Origin of the sequence: Maledivibacter halophilus, assembly GCF_900167445.1 — a bacterium.
GTDB lineage: Bacteria > Bacillota > Clostridia > Peptostreptococcales > Caminicellaceae > Maledivibacter > Maledivibacter halophilus.
In genome coordinates this window covers 39,757-61,792 of the sequence record NZ_FUZT01000002.1, presented here as the reverse complement: position 1 = coordinate 61,792, position 22,036 = coordinate 39,757, and the positions used below count along the sequence as shown (strand labels likewise).

Here is a 22,036-nt window from a genome sequence, read left to right as displayed (position 1 = left end):
TTTTAGTTTATTTCACTATACTATAGATATTCCAGCAAAACAGTTAATTTATACATATCAAAACTCTTCAGAAACACTGGATATTTTGATATGTATAAATTAATCCCTATTATGTGAATTCTATATATGATATACTACCTCAATTAAATGACGTTAATATCAAAGTAAATATTTTAAAAACATTTCAAAATTTTTGTAAATATATTCAAATCAATGTTAGAATAGTAATATAAAAATTTTTTTATATGGAAAGGTTGATAAATATGTATAAGGAAAATTTGACCAAGTATGCCGATTTAACTGTAAAGATTGGTGTAGGTGTGAAGAAAGATCAAACTGTTATAGTAAGGGCTCCTATTAATGCAGTTGACTTAGCCAGGGAAATAACTAAAAAATGTTATGAAGTAGGAGCCAAGGACGTTATAGTTGAATATGATGATGAGGAAATAATCCATCAGAGATTATTAAAATCCCCAGACGATGTTATTAAAAACTTTCCAAAATGGAGAATAGACGGCTTAATGAATTACATAAAAGAAGGAGCTGCTATTATAAATATAATATCTTCAAACCCTGATCTATTATCGGATGTTAAACCAGATAGATTGGCTCTTCAAAATAAAGCAGCTTCAGAAGCTTCTAAAGAGTATAAGGAATATGTATTAGGAGGCAAAGCCTGTTGGACAATTGTCGCTTATCCCAATGAATCCTGGGCAAAAAAAGTTTTTCCAGACCTATCTCCAGAAAAGGCAATTGATAAGTTATGGGATAATATTTTTAAGGCAACTAGGATAGACATCAAGGATTCAATTAAGGCTTGGAAAACTCATATTAATAATTTAAATCAAAAACTAGAATTTTTGAATAAAAAATCCTTTGAAAAATTAATTTATACAGCCCCCGGTACAAACCTTGAAGTAGAGCTGCCTAAAGGGCATATATGGGCAGGTGGAGGTCAAACAAGTATAGACGGTGATTACTTTCTGCCTAATATTCCTACTGAAGAGGTCTTCACTGTACCTAAAAAAACCGGCGTAAATGGTACACTAAGAAGTACAAAGCCTCTTAATTACAAAAGTAATTTAATCAATAATTTTGAATTAACTTTTAAAGACGGTAAAATCATAGACTTTAAAGCTGAAGAGGGCTATGAAACCCTTAAAAATTTAATAGAAACCGATGAAGGTTCTCAATTTTTAGGTGAAATTGCATTAGTTCCCCATAACTCACCAATCTCAAACACAGACATCATATTCTATAACACTTTATATGATGAAAATGCCTCCTGTCACTTTGCAATTGGTTCGGCATATTTATTATGTGTTGAAAACGGTCCTAAATTAACTAAAGAAGATAAAAAAAGGATAGGTATAAATGATAGCTTAATCCATGTGGATTTTATGGTAGGATCATCTGAAATGGATATAGTTGGTGTAACCAACTCAGAAGAAAAGGTACAAATATTTAAAAATGGTAATTGGGCTTTTTAAATGGTTTGAGGAAATTGCATAACTCTAACTTGGCAAAATTGCATAATATATATAGTATAACTCCGAAGATTTTAAAACAATATGTAGTAGTTAATTTTTTCAGAAGGTAATTATGCAATTTGCTCAGTTTAAGAATTTCTTTACTTTTTTATCCATTATAAACTCAGACTAATTTACTAAATACATTTTTTAGATAGTAAAAGCCTCCATGAAAAGTTGTATTAGCTTTAATCTATGATAAAATATTATAGTGAAATAAACTAAAAGCTTAATTCTAAATACTATTTACATGGAGGTGCAATTTGTACAAATCAAAAGATAAAACCTTGAAAATAGGAGTCATTACTTTTCTTTTAATCATCATATGTCACTCTATATTTGGAACTATATCCTTTAAAAGCTTTATTAATTTTAAAGCGCTGGAATTAATTGTTGCTGGGGTTCTTTTATCAACAATAATCAGTTATTCATTTGAAACCATAATATTTACTATACATATTATAAAAAGTAGCTTCAACGCTGAAATTGACCATGAAAGTGCCATATTTACTTTATATGAATTTGCTATAAAGGTTAAAAAGGATGGCGCATTAAAAATACAATCTGAAATACTAGACCATGAAAATGATTTTATAAAAAGTGCAATGGGCCTTGTATGCGATTATGAAAAACCTGATAATATAAGGGATGTTCTTGAAAAGGATATCGAATCAAGACGCAACAAATTATTTAAAGCCTATAATGTCCTTAAAATGATATCTCAGGTCGCTCCTTCTTTTGGACTTATAGGTACTCTATTAGGAATGGTAGGTTTATTGTCTCATATTGACAATCCTAAGCTCATTATGGCCAATATGTCCTCAGCTTTAGTAAGTACACTTTACGGAGCCCTTATAGCTAATTTCATCGCTGTTCCTTTAATGGGTAGAATAAAGGAATTAATTGATAAAAAAACATTGGAATATCGTATAATCACTGAAGGTGCTATTTTGATTGCAAAAAATGACTCCATAAGAAATGTTTTTGACAAAATGAATGTTATGCTTCCAGATGATTTAAGATTTGAATATCCAAAAAACTTTAGCGAGAGGGATTACAGCGAAAATGAAATCACAATATGATGATAATATAGAATATGAAGATGATGTTTCCAGTCATTGGATGATAACCTACAGCGATATGATCACAATCATATTATGTTTTTTTATAATATTCTTTACTTTTTCTGCCGAAGAAATAAGTTCCCTTTCTACGGTAAAAGATTCTCTAATGAATAAAGTAGATAAACTGAGCAGTGAAAATACAAAGCTTAAGGAAGAAAAAAAATCATTATCGGAAAAACTTTTTAATATAAAAAATGTAGATACCGATTTAAATACCTCTAACGAAGAATTTATCTCTTTTTTGAGAAATAATGATCTTTTGGAAGATGTATCTATTAGTGAAAAAGAAAATGAACTAGTTATTAGATTTAAGAACAGTATTTTATTTGACAGTGGTAAAGCCGAAATAACTGAAAAAGGATATGTTATTCTAGATAAAATTGCAAATAAGCTTAAGCTTATCGATAATGACTTTGTAGTAGAAGGATTTACAGATAATATTCCAATAAATACATTACAGTTTCCCTCCAACTGGGAGCTTTCATCTGCTAGGGCAATAAATGTAGTTAAGTTTTTCATAAGCAAAAAATCAATTAATGAAAATAGAATCTCCTTCAGCGGCTGGGGAGAAAGAAAGCCAATAGCCTCTAATGATACTGTAGGAGGAAGAGCAAAAAATAGAAGGATAGAAATAAGGATAATGAACTAATATTCATTATCCTTATTTCATTTTCTTAATCACATCAATTTATTGGATATTCTGCTTTACTCCCTGAACATAAACATCTAGCAAATTCCACTCATCATCAATTACAATAATATCTCCATCCTTATTAGGTTCTATGGAGCCTTTAGTATCATATACGCCAATATACTTTGCTGGATTTTCTGAAGCCATTTTCACTATATCACTAATTGAGGCTTGAACATTTTTTACTACATTTTTAACAGAACCTAAAAATCCAAGCTCAAAATCCTTCACCTTTTCATAATCGTTTTTGTTTATTCTCTCTTCTTTTCCATCATCATGGAGGAGTTTAACATAATCACCATCGGGAATAAAAGTACATTTTCTTATATAATGATAAAAAGTTTCTTTTACATGGGCCAAACCTACACAATCAGTGGTTAATATAATTTTTTCAGGTCCTTTAATTTTATAGGCTATTTTAAAGGCTTGGGGTTTAACAGTCATTCCAGTTTGTTTAGCAAATTCTGCATACATATCATCAAAATATAATGCTGCACCTGCCACCCCTAACCTCCTATGATGAAAACCTCTCATACCACTAAAGGTATGGGTAAAACCACCTAAACCATAATCCTTTAGCCTTTCAATATCTTCAAATTCTGCTGCACTATGGCCTATAGAAATTTGTATATCTTCCTTATTAGCATATTTAATAAATTCCTCTGCACCTTCTAGTTCTGGAGCTATTGTTATTAATTTTATATTTTCTTTTCCAGCTTTACCAAAAAAATTTTCTAATATTTCTATTGAAGGATTTATACAGTATTCTTCTTTCTGCATGCCTTTAAATTCTTTATTAATAAAGGGCCCTTCCAAGTGAAAACCTACAACATGGGCACCTTTATCGGGACTCCAATTATCGATAGCTATCCTCCCCTGACAAAGATGTCTATTAATTTCATCTATAGAATTAGTTCCAGATGTGGCAAGATAGGAAGTAACACCGACCTTAACCAGTTCCTTAGACATATTTTGAACAGACTCCACAGTTCCTTCATGGGCAAAAGATCCTGTTGCCCATCCGTGAATGTGAATATCTATAAATCCAGGTATAATAATTTTATCTTCATAGTCAATCACATCCCCTATAGGAGCCTCATCAAAAATCCCTTCTATTTTTCCATTCTCTATTTTTAAGTAACCCATTTGAAATCCCTGAGGAGTATAAATATTCTTAGAATGCAGATACATAGTATCACCCCTTATTTTAAAATCCAATATTCGCTATTAACTTCCATTAAATCATCTAAAACACTCTTTGCTTTATTAGGGTTGACTATAGTACGGTTAAGAGTCAAAGCTTGAATAGCTTTCTCATAGTTTGACTCTAAGCATGCTTCTACAGTTAATTTTTCATAGGCATATTGATTTTCTAAAAGCCCTTTATAGAAGGTTTCTACTTCACCATAAGGATAGGGCTCTGCTCCATTTTCAGTAAGGGCTCCGGCACATTCAACCATTGCATCCTTAGGAAGGTTTGGAATAATATCTTCATTTCTTGCCATAATTACAAATACTTTTTTAAGATCATATGCAATGGATTCTGCTACTTCCACCATCATATTTCCATGAACTTGACCCATAAGCAGAGGTAATCCTTCCAAAGAATTTTGCTCCCTAGCTTGTCTGCAAATATCTAATACTTCTTTTTCTCTGCCTGCCTTTGCTTCATCAGCCCTTGTATATTCCGGATTACTTTTTTTGGCTATTTCATCGGGGAAAAAGTAATATTGTAAATATGTGTTAGGTAGATACCTAGGAAAATGCTTCATCATTTTATTTACATTTTTATAGGTTTCCAGCCAAGATGGATCTCTTTGTTCGGCATTATAGGGCTTAAATTCATGATTAGTTAAATAATCCTTTAATTTTGGAATTAAATCTTCTCCAGTAGAAGATTGATATAGCTTTGTAAACCATCCAAAGTGATTTAGTCCAAAATATCTAGGTTCAATATCATACATATCTACCTCTAATATTTTTGCAAAGGATTTGATCATTGAATAGGGTTGATCACAGATATTCAGTATTTTTTTATCATTGGGGAATACTTTATCTAGAGCCACTGCAACTATAGCAGCTGGATTAGTATAATTTAATATCCAAGCATCCTTTGAATATTCTCTTATTTTCTTAACCATATCTATCATAGGCTGTATTGATCTCATTCCATAGGCGAACCCCCCTGGTCCACAGGTTTCCTGACCAACTAGCCCATATTTAAGGGGAATTTTTTCATCATAATTTCTCATTTCAAAATTTCCTGCACGCATTTGACAAAATACATAATCTGTATCTATATAAGCTTTATCTTCATCATCTGTAAAAAAAAGCTCTACATCTGGACAATGTTTTTCCATTACTAATCTAATATAGTCTTTTTGAGCATCTATGCGGGATTTATCTATGTCAAATAGAACTAATTTTTTTAATGGAAATCTATCCTTATAATTGACTAAGCTTCCAATTAAAGCAGGAGTCCTTGTACTTCCAGCTCCAACTATTGTGACTATTTGTTTTTCTCTTTTCATGATATTACTCCTCTCTAGTCATGGCAATATATGTTATTAATATTTGTGTTAATGTATGTAAGCCAAGCCTTGAAATTAAATCGTTATATTTTGTTTTTGTATTGTTGGCAAAGCAAAACATATTGTAATTAGCTATATTCTGTAATGAATTATTAGAGAAGGAAGTTAAGGCGATAACGTCTATGCTCCTTGCTCTAGCTGCTTTGGCTATATTTAAAATCTTTTCTGTTTCACCGGATAAAGACATAAGTAATATAGACTCTCCTACTCCTAGGCTTTCTCCCAATACATCGATTACATTGGGATCTCCAATAAAAATAGATTTAACCTTTAATATAGCCAGCCTAGAGCTTAAAAAATCAGCTATCGGCTTTGAAGCTCCCCTGGCTATGACATATATCATCCTTGAGCCTACTATCTTTTCAGCAATAGTTTTTATATTTTCTTCACTTTGAAGATATAATGTTTTTGTTATTTCATCATGTATATTGCCTAGTATAGTATCATAGGATAAAATTTGCTCTTTTTTTTCATTACTTTGTATGTGATTTTTTACATAATATCTGAGTTCACTATAGCCATCAAAGCCTATTTTCTTTGATAAATTAATTATAGAAGTTTTTGATACAAATAATATTTCTGCTAACTCATTAGCAGTAAGACAAAGTATTTTTTTCGGATTATTCATTATATACTCAACAATTTTTTTCTCAAGCTCTGTCAAGCTTCCATAATTTTGTGCTAATTTACTTAAATTCACTGCTTAACCTCCTGCCCCTCCAGCTGACGGTCCACAGCATTTTTGACAAACTCTACATTAGGACCAAAGACAATATGTATATGATTTTTAATAGGGAAGAATACTCCAGAAGTTCCTGATTCCATTAGCTTTTCTTTTTCAACCATTTTCATATTTTTTAAATCAATTCTTAGACGAGTTACACAATTTTCAACATGAAGAATATTATCTTTTCCTCCTATTGCACCTATCACTATCCTAGCCACTTCATCATATTTCTTTTCCTGTAGTAAAGAATTATATACAATATCATCCTCTTCCCGTCCTGGAGTTGGAATATTCCATTTTTTTATGGCCCAAGTAAATAGAAAATATGTGATAATAAATAGTGGAATACCTACTATTAAAAGATTATACCATCTAGTATTTTCATACATTAATCCGAATATAGCAAAATCAAAAATAGTTCCCCTAATATATCCTACTCCTGTTTTTAATAAATATAATACAGCTGCTCCACTTGCTATTAATACAACATAAAGTATGTACAGTAATGGAGCAATAAATAAAAAGGAAAACTCCATAGGCTCTGTTACATTTCCTAAAAAAGGTGTTAGAACCATAGTTATAATAATCCCCTTTACAAAGGGCCTATTTTTTGCATAAGCAGTTTTATACATAGCTAATCCAACAGCTGGAATAACAAATAAGGTCACAAGCATTTGATTTTGAGCCATAAATCTAGTTAACTCTGGCAGCATATCCCAAGCTTCATGGCTTGGTCCTAATTCAAATAATATCTTGTTTAAAGCCGATAAAACTCCCACATGACTTTCCCCATCAATTATATAGGTCCCTCCAGCAGGGGTGAATCTAAGTAAGGCATTCCAAACATGATGAAGTCCAAAGGGAATTAGAAGTCGATTCATTACTATATTAAAAAATACTCCAAAAGGACCTCTTAATATTATAGAAGATATAGAAATTAAAGCTTTCGTTATTAGATTCCAGAAAAAGGGGATAATTAGTCCAACTATCATAGTCACTCCTATAGATACAATTGGAACAGATTTTTTACCACTAAAAAATGCAAAAGCTATTGGAAGCTCCAATTGATAAAATCGATCTGTCATTTTTGCACCGATGAGACCACTGATAATACCACCTAATACATCTAATCTTAGCGTTTGAATTCCCAGCACCATACCTTGCCCCATTTGGGCCATTTGATCTGCTGCAGCAAGATTTCCAGTTGCATTAAGCCAAATATTGATTGTGGCATTCAAAATTAAATAGGATATAATGGATGAGAAAACTGCGATTCCTTTTTCCTTTTTAGCAACTCCGTAGGCTACACCCATGGCAAATAAAACTGGAATATTACTGAAAATGACTCCTGCAATGCTTCTTAAACTTGTTAAAATGAGTTTCAATGTGGGATTTCCTAAAAATGGAACTCTTTCAATCATATAGCTTTGAACTAAAGCTCCCGTAAGCCCTAAAACCATACCAACTGGTGCCATTACAGCAATAGGTAAAAGCAGGGACCTACCAAATCTTTGAATTTGTTCACTCATTTTTTTACCATTTGACATCCCTTCACCTCTTCTATTTTAATATTTAGAAAGCGCTTTCCAGATAAGTATCTCATAATATTTTTTTCAAAACAATAGATTTGACATTATTAAGACTATATAAAGGCCTTTTTAACTTGGTCTTTTCTTGTGACTTTGGTCAAGAACTATCCTATATATTACCTAGTTATACCATATATTTCATAAAGCTTCTACATTTTTGCAAATATTTAACCCCTCGATAATAAATTTATCAAGGGGTTAAATATTTGTTTTTATAAATAATCTCTATTTAATAATTAAATTATACAGCCTATAAAGTATAGCAGCAACTTGAGCCCTTGTTACATTTCTATTTGGAACAAATCCTTCTTCCTTATTTTCATTGATTATTCCTTCTCTTAATCCAAAGGCCACTGCTGCCTTTGCCCAATTAGCTGTTTTATCTTTTTGGGAATAATTCTTTAACTCTTCTTCTTTAGCCTTTTTATATCCTCTTTGAATAAGTATTCTCTCAATTACTGTAATTACTTCCTGGCCTGTTATATTCCCATCTGGATTAAATTCATTATTTGATACTCCCTGCATTAGTCCATTCTCATGGGCTGCTGCAACTTCCTTATAATACCATTTATCTTTTATAACATCCTCAAATGGTATTTCTTCCTTGCCTGCTTTGTATTTTAGCATTCTTGTCATTAATACAGCAAATTCTGCCCTTGTTATATTGGCATTAGGATCATATTTTTCATCTTCTCTTCCCTTAATTATTCCCTTTGATGCCATTATTTCTATTTCATCCTCTGCCCATTTGACCTTTTCAAGGTCATTAAATTCTACATTTTCTTCTTTAGCAAAATATTTACTGAAATGACTTGTATTAAATTTGACCTCTCTAGTTAATAGATTATATAATCCTCCAACCGTTTCTATTGTTCCATCATCCCTTAATAAGTATACCGTTATTTTTTCTTTATTCTTTACTTTTTCTTTATATGGAATACTTATCTCTATTGGTTTTTCAAAGGTTGATATTTTTTGTTCTCCAGCCTTTGCATTTAAGTCTACTATTATGCTTCCCTCAGGTATTTCATTTTTTGCTCTATTTAATAATTTATCTCTTTCTATTCTTTTTGCGTTTAAAATTATTTCCTTATTCTTTATTTCTTCTTTAAAGGTATTTGAATTTATTTTAAAGCCCGCTGCATTTGTTTGTATTTCTATACTATCTATTCCACCTTTTAGAACCTTATTAAGTATTCCCGATGGAAGCCTCGTTTCTATTTCACTGGTCTTTGTTTTTGGTATTTTAATTGTTATTTTCTTTTGAACTTCCCTATTCCCCTTTATATTATTATCTTGCAGTTTTTCTTTTAGTGCTTTAGCTTTTTCCATTAAATTCTTTGATACTTTTATAATTGAATTTGTATCAATTGTTACTACTTCTTTATTTCCTTCTTTAGCTATATATTTATCTTCTACCTCTTTTACAGCCCCTTTATTTAATATCATTTCTACCGCCTCGATAATTTTTCTTTCTAGATTATTTGAATTTCCTTCCCCTATTTCCTTTTTAAGTTCTCCTGATATTTTAATCATTTCTTCAATTATCTTGTCTATTTCTTTTTCATTTTCCTGTTCATTTATAAGCATTACTATTGTTTCTATTACCGCTGCTGCTGCTTCATCAATTTCCCTTTTTATTTTTTCATCCTCTACTACTTCTGATGCTTTTTTCAATGCCTTTATCAAATCTATAGTTCTATGGGATGCTTCTTTTAATCCATCTTCTGTTTCTATTCTCTCTCCTGCTTCTTGAATTAATTCTGTAATATCTTCTATATCATTTATTAATTGTTTTGCTTCCTTTTCTGACTTCACATCACCGGCAATGTCCTGAATTTCATCGACAACACCCTCTAGGGCTTCTAATATTTCTTCTTCCGTTGCATTTTCATCCTCTAAAATATCTAAAAGTATATTTTCTCCTATTTCAAGATAAGGATCCTGCCATCCACCTACTGCAAACCAAAATTCAATTTCGTCTCCATCTTCTATATACTGATCCTGAGTCCCTGGCCCTTGTACTCCATTTATTTTATACATCCATCCTGAGGTGTCTTTATATTCCTTTTCCCTATCTCCATCTATCATGGCAAAGTATAATCCCCATCCATAATCCTGGAAATCATAGTCAATATCTTCTTCTTCTAGGGCCTTTACCATTGCATGGGCTACAGTGGGTTCATCAAATTTTTCTGCATACCAATCATGAGATGGCTCTGCTGTAGGTCCAGTTCCAGGTCTTAAGTATGGCTGCAAATCAAATATGTCGGTGGTTACTTCATAATCATCTAATATTTCTTTTTCCCTAGACCCTGTTATTGTTATACTTACTGTTACTCCTTCCTCTATAGGGATTAATTCCTTTATTTCAATCTCTTGAGCCTCAGGAGTAACTAAATGTTTATCACTATCAGGTATGATTGTTATATAATATGTTCCCAATCTGTCAATACTTAGTTTTGCCCTTCCATCTTCATCGGTATACTCTCCAGTATATTGTGGGTTTTTATGCTTTCCTTTTTTATAATATACAATTTCTTCATCTTCTATTGGATCTCCATTACTGTCCTTTGCAATAACAGTAAATTCTTCATCTATCACAGCTTTATCAGGTACAAATACATTTCCATGATCATAGCAGGTTCCATTACCTGTAAATACAATATCATTTCCCTCTTCTAAAGGAATATCAAATCCAAATTTTTCTGGATATATATCCCATTTAGGCTCTCCCTTTACTCCGTCTATGGTTTTTGGAGGTTCTGTATCTGTTTTACCACTATCGTAGGTAACTTTTAATCCAGCAGCCTTTAAAGCTTCTATTGGATAATCTCCTGACATTATTTTTACTTTTGTTTTTGGTAATATTGTATATTCTGGACCCTCTACTCTAATATTAATTTCAATTTCCTTATTTTTCTGCAGTATTACTTCCTCAGCCTTAGCTCTTATTAAATTTTTTCCGTGGGCTGTAATAAAGAATTTACCTTCATTTGAAATTGTAATTAACCCTTTTCCATCCTTATCGGTATATATTCCCGTAGAAACTGGATTTTCCTTTTCCTTGTAGTATATTATTTCTGCACCTGATACTGGTCTATTCTTTAAATCATATACATAAACTGGAAATTCCTTTTCTATACTTAAATCCTTTGTAGGAATATTTATTATTGTATATACTGGATTTGTAATGCCTTCATCCACCAGGATAATTTCTTCTCCTCCATAAAGAATATCACCTGAAGATTTTGTTTGTATTTTATTATTCTTTAATTCTATCCATTTCCAGCCCTCTTCATTTTCTATAACAATATTTCCACCGCTCCCATGATAATTAACATTTCCTTTATCTAATGCCTTAGTAACTGCCTCATATAATGTTGTTTCTTCCAAAATTATATCTACACGGGTTTGGGAAAGTATTGTTCTATTCTTTCCTTCTATTCTTACTATTGCATCTCCTGAGTCTTTACTATATCTTATACGATAAAAAATTGTTGATATTCCATTTTCATAAAAATCCTTTAAAGCCGCAAGGGCCTGTAGAGCTTGTTCTGTTGCCATGCCATTACCAGTAGCAGAACCCGTCTTTATATGCACAAAACTTCCATCATGAAATTGATTATCTAGCATAGATGATACAGGATTACCTTGTCCCCTTGTAAAGTCCTTTCCCTGAGGATCAATTCCTAGGGATGTAAGGGCCATTATAACCTGAGCTGTAGATTCTGTACTGGAATTTGCTGTTCCAAAGGTATTAAAACCCCCGTCTTCATTTTGATTTTGCTTAAGCCATTCTACCGCTTCACCTAAAGCCCCTTTAACATCGGATCTGTTTCTATAGGGAGCCAGAGCATAAATTGCCATTGCTGTAACATCTATTTCTGAGCCTCCCCCCTCAATAGACCATCCATAGCCATCTCTATTATTAAGTAAATAATCTATTAAATATTCTTGTGTAAAATATCCTTTATTTTGAGGAATATCTGAATCTGCTGCATCTAATGCAATGAGGGCCCAAATAGCCGCATTGTTTCCCTGGCTTAAACTGCCATAGCTATATATTTTTTCTATTAAATTTTTCCCAGCAAAATTATGGGGATCATAGCCTGCACCCAGTATTCCTAAAGAGACCCTTACATACTCAGTAATATCACCTAAATTATCATTTGCTTCTATTGAACTCCACAGGCTGTCTATGTAGCTTCTTCCATTAGACAAATATGGCTTTTTATTTATATTCTCTCCATAAGCGCCCAATGCAAAGGCCACCCAATCACCATTAGGCCTTCCCTTTCTCTTGTAAAAATCAATAGTCAACTGGGCTTTTTCATTTATTATGTCTTCTGGTACATTATATTTATCCTCTTCTACCACGGTTAAAGTCAAAGCTCCCTTTACCTGTGGATTAGTTTGGGACTGGGCTATTATTGTTACTGTACCAGGCTCTATTCCCTTTACCCTTCCGTTATTGTCCACCGTTGCTATTTCTGGATTTTCACTGAACCATGTAACTTTTTCATTGTATATAAGGGTTCCAAATTGATTATATACTTCAGCTTTTAAATCAAGAAATTCATCTACAATTATACTTTCTTTATCTCCTATAATTTTAATTTCTTCTACCCTAATTTCTTGATTATTTTCAAAGGTGAATTTAACTAAATTATGTTTATTATTACTATCATATATACCTATAACGTATAAGCTCTTCTTATCTTTTCCTAAAAAAACACTTTCAAATTCGCCATATTTATTTTTATCATAGCTAATAGCTTGTATAATATTTCCATTAGAATCCATTTTATATATTCTACTTCTAATAGAAATTTTGCTAAAACCTTCTTTTTTATATTCAACAAGGGGTAGGGATATATTTTTATCATTGTCTATTATAAAATATCTACTTGGTAATATATAATGAGAAGCACCTACTAAACCATTTAGTTTTTTCTTCCATATTTCTTCTCCTTCTTTATTCAGTACATAAAATGTATAATCTTCTTTACTGCTTCCCAATATAAAATATAATCTTTCTTCACTTAATAGAATTTGGCGTTCTTTACTAAGAGTAATACTTTCATCATCATATTTCCATACAATATTACCATTTTGTATTTTACATATTCCTTCCTTATCTTCTTGCTGACCTTCTTCTCTAAAATATCCATATAGAGCATTGTTATCATCTATTTCAATATTGACCTGCCCAAATAATAGGTCTTCAAAAATATTTTCTTCTATTGTTTCACCTTGAGAATTTATCTTATTTATTATAGTATCTTTAATATCCTTAAGTACACAAATAATATTATCTTGGCTGTCTAATGTAAATGAAGAAATTTCTTCATCAAAATTCTTTTCCCAATTTTTTTCACCGGTTTCATTATTTATTGAATATAAATATGCACCCATATTTTCTTGGGATGATGCAAAATAAATTGTACCCTCATCACTTTCCTCTATATTAGTTATTACCTTACCTACATGATTTTCGATTTCATATTCCCACTTGATTTCCCCATTATCTTTTACTGCTAATAGTCTATACTTACTATTTTTATCCTTAACTATACAATAAATAATATTGTTTTTACTAGTTTCTATATGATAAACAGATCCTACTTCTATTCTCCAGTTTTCCTCTTTATTCTGGGAATTTATAGATATTAGTTCTTGATTACTATCAATATAATAAAGCGCTCCATTATTCCCTTGTGCTATATATTCAGATAATCTACGGCTGCTAAGATTCCAATGATATCCAAAGGATGGGACTACAGTTATTTCTCTTTCATGGGTTATATCTCCACTAGTTCCCTTTATAATAGTAGTTCCACATTCTAAGGAAGTAACCTTTCCTTTTTCATCTACCTTTGCCACATTTTCATTGGAACTTGACCATTTTATCTCTTCAAGCTCAATAATATTTCCATATTGATCTACGGTAGATAATGCTAAGGTTCCAGGAAAAGATATTATAGCTTCCTTAGGATATATGGTCTTATATTCACTTGAACTTTTAAAAACATTATACTTTATTTCCTTTCTCACTCTAACATCTGTAGAAGATATTACCTCTAAGGCATTTATTCCTTCAGCTTTAGGATTTAAGAGTCCATTATTATCTATTGCGGGAAAATAATTTATTATACTATGCCAAATTACTTCTTCCTCTTCCTCCTCCATAGTATCTCCATATTGATCAAGAACCTGTACATGGAATTGATAGGGTATACCATATTCTATATCGATTGTATTTTTAATTTCTTCTTTATCTTCATCTAAAATCTTAATAGAAGCTGGTACTGGATCTTTCTCAACAACCTCTACTTCTACTATATCCTTTATATCAGTTCCTTTTACCCTTACTGTTAGTTTAACTTTTTTATCTTCTTCAGTTATATCTTTACAATGTAATTTTCCATCGGAGGTTGGCTCAATAATAGACTCATTGTCACTTTCCCACTGAATTTCTTCTCCTATCATTGCCTTTCCATGAGTATTTTTTACTACAACAGCCAATGTTTCCTCTAAATTCTCCCCAAGCTTTTTATCCTTTTCTATTATTTCTATGGATGACGGCCTTTCAGGAATTCTTCTTTGGATTTTAACGGCTGCAACATTTGAGTAATATCTTTTAGCCCCTATAAGAACATTACCATCTATGTATAGGCTATTAAACCCAAGCATAGAACTTCCAGTAAGAATTATACTATCGGCTTCTTTTCCATAGGGGTCTATGACATATAAGGCTCCTCCACTGGAAGTTTTTTCTGGATAATATAAATACCCCTCGTAGTCTACTACTGAATTACCAAATGAATCTTCGTCGTTTTCATAAATATAATTCTCAGTTCCATTAGAATTAATTGATATTATTTTATTTTTTCCTTCCTTGTAATACCCAATAACTGCATACAAGGTATCCATATCGATGTCATTTTTTATAGACAAGGAAGTAATATTATAATCATTACTTTCACTTAATTCATAATTATTAAGGGGATGATCTTCTATTTCACTTCCATCCTCAGGATTCAATACCTTTATAACACATCTATTATCTACTATATATACTTCTCCACTGCTTCCTATTACCGGTGGCCTTATTCCACTTTTTGTTGGATAGCTCCATTTTTTATTTCCATTGGAATCTAAAGCCTGTATTTTTCCATCCTTTATGTCTTGATTTTTTCCATCAATAGCTATATATATATTATTATTTTCATCTTTTATTGGGGGCTCTTTTATTTCATAGCTTGATATAGATTCTTCTAAATTTTCATCATCAATTTCATGGCTCCATTTTTCATCTCCATTTTTCTCATAACTATATATTCCTTCTTGAGTTGTTATTATTATTTCATCATCTATTATTATTGGATTTGTTTTAATTAAGCCCTTGCCTTCAAATTCCTCTTTCCATTCTACTCTCCCATCATATGGATCCATGGCAAAAAGTTGTGTTTTAAATTCTGAATTATCAAAATCACTTGTAAAGGTTTGAATATAAACTGTTCCGTCTTTTCCGTATACAGGCATATACTTTTTATTACTGGTACCAACCCCATCTATTCTTTTATTCCAAAGCTCATTTCCATATAAATCAAAGGCATATATTCTTATTCCCTTTCCATCATTTTTACCTTCACCAAGACCCGTATTGTCTCTAATAGCATATACTATTCCATTATTCATGGATGCAGATATAAAATTTTGCATTCCTGTAGTAACTGTTTCTCTTCTTGAGAAATCTAGAATCTCCTTTAAAGCATATTCTTGTACATCCTTCACATCAAATTTAATTATTATTAAATCCTCTAGAGCTTCTCCTTCTTGGGTAGATATTTTAATTTTATAGGAATTTTCTATTTCTAGCTGATTATTTAATTTTATTATTATTTTTTTACCATCTTCATCATCAATTTCTGCGAGGTCTTTCCCTGTTCCTTCCTTTATTAATTCTTCTGACCTTTCATTTTCTTCTGTTTTTTCAACTATTTGGTATAAAAATATATTTAATTTATTTATATAATCCTCATCTAGCTCTTTACTAGTTTTAATAAATATTTCATCTTTTGGAGAAATGGTTTTCCCATTTATCGGGCTTGTTATTTCTAGTTTTTGGGGTTTTGTGTCAAAGGTCCATCTTATGTTTTTATCTAAGATTTTTTCGCCTGTTTTAGATTGTATAAATTCACGTATTATGTCTACTTTGTATACATGGTTTTCTTCTAGATCTATATTTTTTCCATCTTCATCCTTTAACTGTATTGTTACTTTATTGGGATTATCTTGGCTAAATACTAATTCATGCTTTGTTATATCACCATATAAAGAATTACTCTGATCTACTTCTCCATCACCATCTTTGTCATAAAGAACTGCAACTTGGACTGGTAGTTGTGAGTTTTCTTTGAATTCTACCTCTTGATTAAATGTAACACTTAGCTCTGCATCCTTTGCTACTCCACTAGCTTTATTTTCTGGACTTAGGCTTTCTACTTCTAATGGCTTTTCTACTGTATCAAATCTCCATTCAATTGCTTCTAACTCTTCTTCACTATCTACAGCCTTTATTAGTCCCTTTGGAATTATTATTTCATAATAGCGATTCTTTTCTGATTTTATACTTTCTCCATCTTCCCATTTAAATACTCCTATGGTCGATTCTCCATTGCTGTCATCTTCTAATTCTAATAAATACCAATCTTCTCTTTCATAATAATCATGTACATCTGCATAATTCTTTCCATCTTCTGATATATTCATTATTGTTAATAAAGAATCATTTGTACCTTCCAAGCTTTCTACTGGTTTGTTAAACTTTATTTTTATTTCATTTCCTGCCTTTGCTCCACTTGACCCATTTTCTGGACTTAAAATTTCTACTTTTAATTCTTCTTCCTTTTCTACTGTATCAAATCTCCATTCAATTGCTTCTAACTCTTCTTCACTATCTACAGCCTTTATTAGTCCCTTTGGAATTATTATTTCATAATAGCGATTCTTTTCTGATTTTATACTTTCTCCATCTTCCCATTTAAATACTCCTATGGTCGATTCTCCATTGCTGTCATCTTCTAATTCTAATAAATACCAATCTTCTCTTTCATAATAATCATGTACATCTGCATAATTCTTTCCATCTTCTGATATATTCATTATTGTTAATAAAGAATCATTTGTACCTTCCAAGCTTTCTACTGGTTTGTTAAACTTTATTTTTATTTCATTTCCTGCCTTTGCTCCACTTGACCCATTTTCTGGACTTAAAATTTCTACTTTTAATTTTAAAGACTTAACTTCCTTCTTTACTTCAATAGATATTGTTTCCTCTAAATCAGAATTCGTCTCAGATACAGCTATTATATTTACAGTCCCTTCTCCTACCCCTGTTACTTCTCCTGTTTCTTCATCTACCTGTGCCTTTTCTTTATCTCCACTTTTCCATTTTACCTTTTCTTCCTCTAGTATTTCATCCTTTTCATTCTTTACCACTGCTGTTAGCTGTATTGTTTTTCCTGCTTCTACCTCTGTTTCTCCTGTTATTTCTATTTTACTTGCCTTTGATTCTTCATCTTCTTCTGTGGGTTCTTTTTCTTCTTTTGTTGGTTCTTCATCTTCTTTTGTTGGTTCTTCATCTTCTTTTGCTGGTTCTTCATCTTCTTCTGTGGGTTCTTTTTCTTCTTTTGTTGGTTCTTCATCTTCTTTTGCTGGTTCTTCATCTTCTTTTACTGGTTCTTCATCTTCTTCTGTGGGTTCTTTTTCTTCTTCTGTGGGTTCTTTTTCTTCTTTTGTTGGTTCTTCATCTTCTTTTGGTGGTTCTTCATCTTCTTTTTCTGGTTCTTCATCTTCTTCTGTGGGTTCTTTTTCTTCTTCTGTGGGTTCTTTTTCTTCTTTTGTTGGTTCTTCATCTTCTTCTGTGGGTTCTTTTTCTTCTTTTATCGGTTCTTTCTCTTCTATAGCTGTTTCATTCTTTATTTCTATATCCTGTTCTTTTATTAAATCTTCACCTAATACAGGTGTTATTGTAGATAGAATCATTGATAATATTATTAATATGCTAATAATTTTTCTTGGCCTTTTAAGCTTCACTAAAACCCCCCCTTTTACCTTTTAAAAAATATATTGCTTTATATTAAATATTCCAGTTCATTTGCTATATAATAGTAAAACCCAAGTTGCACATGTCAAAAATACCACTGTTCCTTGGAATTTTTGATATGTGCAATCTAAAATTTTTACTTAATCCCTTAAATATTGAAATGAATTTTATTGTATTTTATTGTTATTTTTTCTAATTAATTACTATAGTTATAATCCATAAAAAGCAAATAGAAACTGTAGTTTCTATTTGCTTTTACTTATCTGCACTATAATTTTATTAATTTTTTTACCAGCTGGACTTTTCAAATCTTACGGAATCATAGTCATCCAATTGAACAGCTGAAGAAGCATGTTCTCCATATTGATTGTTTAGATAATATTCCCAATAATAGTCATTACCAATTTTCAGCAAATAGCTTCCTTGAGAATCAAGCTCTACATTAGCTGATACCCAATCCCAATCCCAATTAGAGTCACTTATGCTTGTGCAGCCATCTGGATCCTTTTCTAATTCTAATGCGAAAAGTAATGCATGGATTCCTGATGGACTATTCTGCAATACATCGGAATCATCAAAGCTTGAACCAAAAATAGTTTCTAAGCTAAATTCTTCTACTGTAAGACCTGTTTGGTCACAATATGTGGTTCCATTTGCCTGCGCTTTAACTGAAATATTTGTTACATCACCTGTATATGAAGTTCCTTCTACTACCACATAGGATGTAACAGAAACTGGGTTATCATCGGGTGTATCGTAGGTTACTGTAATTACTGCACTTCCAGTTCCTACAGTTTTTAATGTAACTTGGGATTCACCTTCCAATAGGCTTACTGTTTTTCGTCCCTTTACAAATTTGACTACAGAACTATCAGAAGTTGTCCATTTTAAATAAGCTTCTTCCTCATTGGTAAAACCATGCTTAATATATGAAGAATCTAATCCTACAGCTTGTACAATTTCAGTTGCTCCTGTTCCTTGTTTAACTATTGTAAAATGATTACTATCTGCTAAAGTAATATAGGGATAAGTAGTACACCCATCATCAGCAAATGAAGGAACTCCTAAAACAGCCACCAACATAAACGCAACTAACAACATACTTAATCTTTTTTTCATCACATTCATCTCCTTTTTTTCTTTGGTTTGAAAAATCTAATTTAATGCTTCTTCCCTAATACCCTGTATGTCCCCCCTTTTAGATGATCTTTTGCTTGTTTGTTTTTATAAACTAAAAGGCACTACCAAATAAATATATTGGTAGTGCCTCCAGTTTTCTGGTCAGCCCTTATCTTGATTTATAATTTTATGGATTTCTTTATCTCCTCTACCCTTATGGGAATAGCGTTTTGTATTACAATCCTAATCTCTCCATACTCAGTACTTCGAATCAGCTCTATTAAATTCTTTTCCTTTTCATTTAAAAGTATTTGACTTTGTTTTTTACTCAAAATGGCATCCCCCTTCATTTTCTTCTAATTACCATTTGAAGATTTGGAACAAAGCTACCTAAAATAAAAGCCCTAACCTCCGATAAGGGTTAGGGCTTTTATGGTATTTCTATATATAACCATAAGCATTTTAAACAGATGATTTAAAATACTGTTCCACATATTGCCTTTCCTCGGAAGGTTTAATGTAATGCTATTTTGGCAGGTATCCTGACTTATGGATCATCGTTTTCCTTTGCCTTCCCAGAAATTCATCCAGTGGCATATACAAGGATTACTTCCCACTTACAGTGGCCGGACCGCTCTGGATTTTCACCAGATTCCCTTTAATCTTTGTAATTTATATACAAAGAACCGAAATAGTATACTATATATCATTTTTAATTTTAAAATATTAATATCAATACCTTGTCTCTAATAAATTATAACTCTATTTCCATAAAATTTCAATTGTTTTCCCATAATCTCCTTAAAAAATCTTACATCAATATATGACATTCTTTTTACTTTTATAACCCCTGGCTTTCCCTGAGTCTTTTAATACTCCAGGCACACTGGGCTCTGGTAACGGGTTTATTAGGATTAAAATTCTCGTATACAAAGCCCTTTTCATGGGCCAGCTTGAAATATCCTTCAAAAGAATTTTCTTCTAGATTTACATTTTTTATAATAGCCATAATAAATTCTTCTCCGGTTATGTTCTCATTTGTAGAATAATTTTCATCTGATAATATTTTTCCAAGTTCCAATTTTTTTATGGGGTCATTAGGTTTAAATGTCCCATCAAGATGGCCAGATAATTCATATTTATATACTAAATCCATTGCTTCCTTAAATCCAAAGTCTCCTGGTTTATAATCAGTGAACAAATGCTTTTCTGCCTCTGGTCTATATTTTTCATGAAGCATTTTGAACAATGATTTTTCATTGTAGGCACTTGCCATTCCATACAATCCCTGTTCTGTTGCCATGGCATTAGAAGAAATACGGTAATTTCCATATTTACTCAAAACATGGGTAAAGCTTCCGTCTTCCAGCTGAAACTCAAGCATTGCTGTAACGGGATTGTTTCCATTTTCTTTAGTCCACTTTTCTCCTACAGGATTTTCTCCAATGGAATTAAGTCCTAGAATTACCCATGAACAGCTTTCTGGATTTATTGTTCCCCATGAATCAAAGCCTCCATTATCCAGCTGTCTTTCATGTAAAAAGTTTAAAGCTTTTTGAACCACCTCATTGAACTGATCTTCTCCTAATATTCCAAGGGCCATAAGGGCTGAAGCCGTCATATCTATATCGGAATCAATTAAATAATAATCCTCTGGATCTTCAAAATATTTAACATCATAGGTAAATCCTCCATCTGGATGCTGTTTATCTACCAGCCATTTTAAAACCTTGTCTCTGTTGGGAATCGGCTCTCCTGCACAATAAAGGGATATTATGCCAAAAATATGGGCATTGATTAAATCCTCGCCCACCGGCTCACCTGTTGTATTATCCTCAAGGGAGTCTGCAAACTTACCGCTGGGAAGCAATGTGCTTTTTACTTTTTCAACAAGGTTTATCCCTCCAAAATCCCTGGGATTCTTTCCTGCGGAGCAAACTCCAATAATTGTCCTTTGATAATCGGTACTGGCAGAGCTGCGAAGGCCTATACCTTCCTTTACCTGCTGCTCCCTCCAATATGCACCGTTTTTTCCATCCTCAGTTGTCCATTTTTCTCCACTTACATCCTCTTCAAATCCAAATAGTCCAAAGGCTGGCCAATCTAGAATTCCTTTAAATTCCCTTTCTTTGTATCTATCCTGATAATAATCAATGGTTTTCTGGGCTATCTCCCTTAATTCCTCCTTAGTAATTTTTACAGACTGGGCATAAATTGATACTGTAAATAGATTGAATATTAATATTATGGTTAATAATACTAAAGCTAAATTTAAACCCTTTTTATTCTTTGATTTATTTAACATTTTAATCCTCCTTGAACATATATGTACGCTTTTAAAGTCTAGCTTGCTCAGGTATCCACTGAGAATCCTTTTACGCTCCTCCTATAAACCTCTTTATAATTCTAAATACTAAGAGGACAAAAGAGGTTTATAAAGAGAACTAAAAGGAAATCTCAGTGGATACCTTCCTTTCTAAAGTTTTATGAGCGTACATCTGTAAAATATTATTTTACTAAAAACCTATTTCTAATATAATCTAGGAGATTTT

At 31.9% G+C, this 22,036-nt stretch carries 11 protein-coding genes and 1 riboswitch; of the genes, 3 read left to right on the top strand and 8 right to left on the bottom strand.

Features of this window, described 5'->3' with window-relative positions; translation table 11 throughout:
- The first annotated feature begins 263 nt into the window (after nt 1–263).
- From B5X81_RS04310 to B5X81_RS04300, 3 genes are all read left to right on the top strand, one after another.
- Nucleotides 264–1,490 carry an aminopeptidase gene (locus B5X81_RS04310; RefSeq protein ID WP_330397333.1) on the top strand — a complete coding sequence of 409 codons (1,227 nt, stop codon included), beginning with the start codon at nt 264–266 and terminating at the stop codon, nt 1,488–1,490.
- A 302-nt stretch (nt 1,491–1,792) separates the two neighbouring features.
- On the top strand, nt 1,793–2,611 hold the full coding sequence (locus B5X81_RS04305; protein WP_079489669.1) for a motility protein A: 819 nt from the start codon (nt 1,793–1,795) through the stop codon (nt 2,609–2,611).
- On the top strand, nt 2,595–3,302 hold the full coding sequence (locus tag B5X81_RS04300) for an OmpA/MotB family protein (RefSeq protein ID WP_079489667.1): 708 nt from the start codon (nt 2,595–2,597) through the stop codon (nt 3,300–3,302). Before B5X81_RS04305 ends, B5X81_RS04300 begins: the two co-directional genes overlap by 17 nt.
- Before the next feature lie 39 nt (nt 3,303–3,341).
- Here the strand turns inward: B5X81_RS04300 and nagA are convergent, their stop codons facing one another.
- From nagA to B5X81_RS04260, 8 genes are all read right to left on the bottom strand, one after another.
- Nucleotides 3,342–4,535 carry an N-acetylglucosamine-6-phosphate deacetylase gene (gene nagA, locus B5X81_RS04295; RefSeq protein WP_079490162.1) on the bottom strand — a complete coding sequence of 398 codons (1,194 nt, stop codon included), beginning with the start codon at nt 4,533–4,535 and terminating at the stop codon, nt 3,342–3,344.
- An 11-nt stretch (nt 4,536–4,546) separates the two neighbouring features.
- Nucleotides 4,547–5,875 carry a family 4 glycosyl hydrolase gene (locus B5X81_RS04290; RefSeq protein ID WP_079489666.1) on the bottom strand — a complete coding sequence of 443 codons (1,329 nt, stop codon included), beginning with the start codon at nt 5,873–5,875 and terminating at the stop codon, nt 4,547–4,549.
- 4 nt (nt 5,876–5,879) lie between these two features.
- Complete coding sequence (locus B5X81_RS04285) at nt 5,880–6,635, bottom strand: MurR/RpiR family transcriptional regulator (RefSeq protein WP_079489664.1); 756 nt, start codon at nt 6,633–6,635, stop codon at nt 5,880–5,882.
- Nucleotides 6,632–8,209: a PTS transporter subunit EIIC gene (locus B5X81_RS04280; RefSeq protein WP_079489663.1), complete on the bottom strand. Its 1,578-nt coding sequence runs from the start codon at nt 8,207–8,209 to the stop codon at nt 6,632–6,634. Before B5X81_RS04280 ends, B5X81_RS04285 begins: the two co-directional genes overlap by 4 nt.
- A 267-nt stretch (nt 8,210–8,476) precedes the next feature.
- Nucleotides 8,477–18,355: an S-layer homology domain-containing protein gene (locus B5X81_RS04275; RefSeq protein ID WP_079489661.1), complete on the bottom strand. Its 9,879-nt coding sequence runs from the start codon at nt 18,353–18,355 to the stop codon at nt 8,477–8,479.
- Between the two features lie 298 nt (nt 18,356–18,653).
- Nucleotides 18,654–19,484 (bottom strand): hypothetical protein, encoded by an 831-nt coding sequence (locus B5X81_RS04270; RefSeq protein WP_079489660.1) that lies wholly within the window; start codon nt 19,482–19,484, stop codon nt 18,654–18,656.
- 179 nt (nt 19,485–19,663) lie between these two features.
- Complete coding sequence (locus tag B5X81_RS04265; protein ID WP_244282000.1) at nt 19,664–19,816, bottom strand: DUF2292 domain-containing protein; 153 nt, start codon at nt 19,814–19,816, stop codon at nt 19,664–19,666.
- Nucleotides 19,817–19,999: 183 nt separating this feature from the next.
- Nucleotides 20,000–20,190: riboswitch (cobalamin riboswitch) on the bottom strand.
- 135 nt (nt 20,191–20,325) lie between these two features.
- A complete protein-coding gene (locus tag B5X81_RS04260; protein WP_079489657.1) occupies nt 20,326–21,789 on the bottom strand; it encodes a prenyltransferase/squalene oxidase repeat-containing protein in 1,464 nt (487 codons plus the stop codon).
- Nucleotides 21,790–22,036 lie beyond the last annotated feature (247 nt).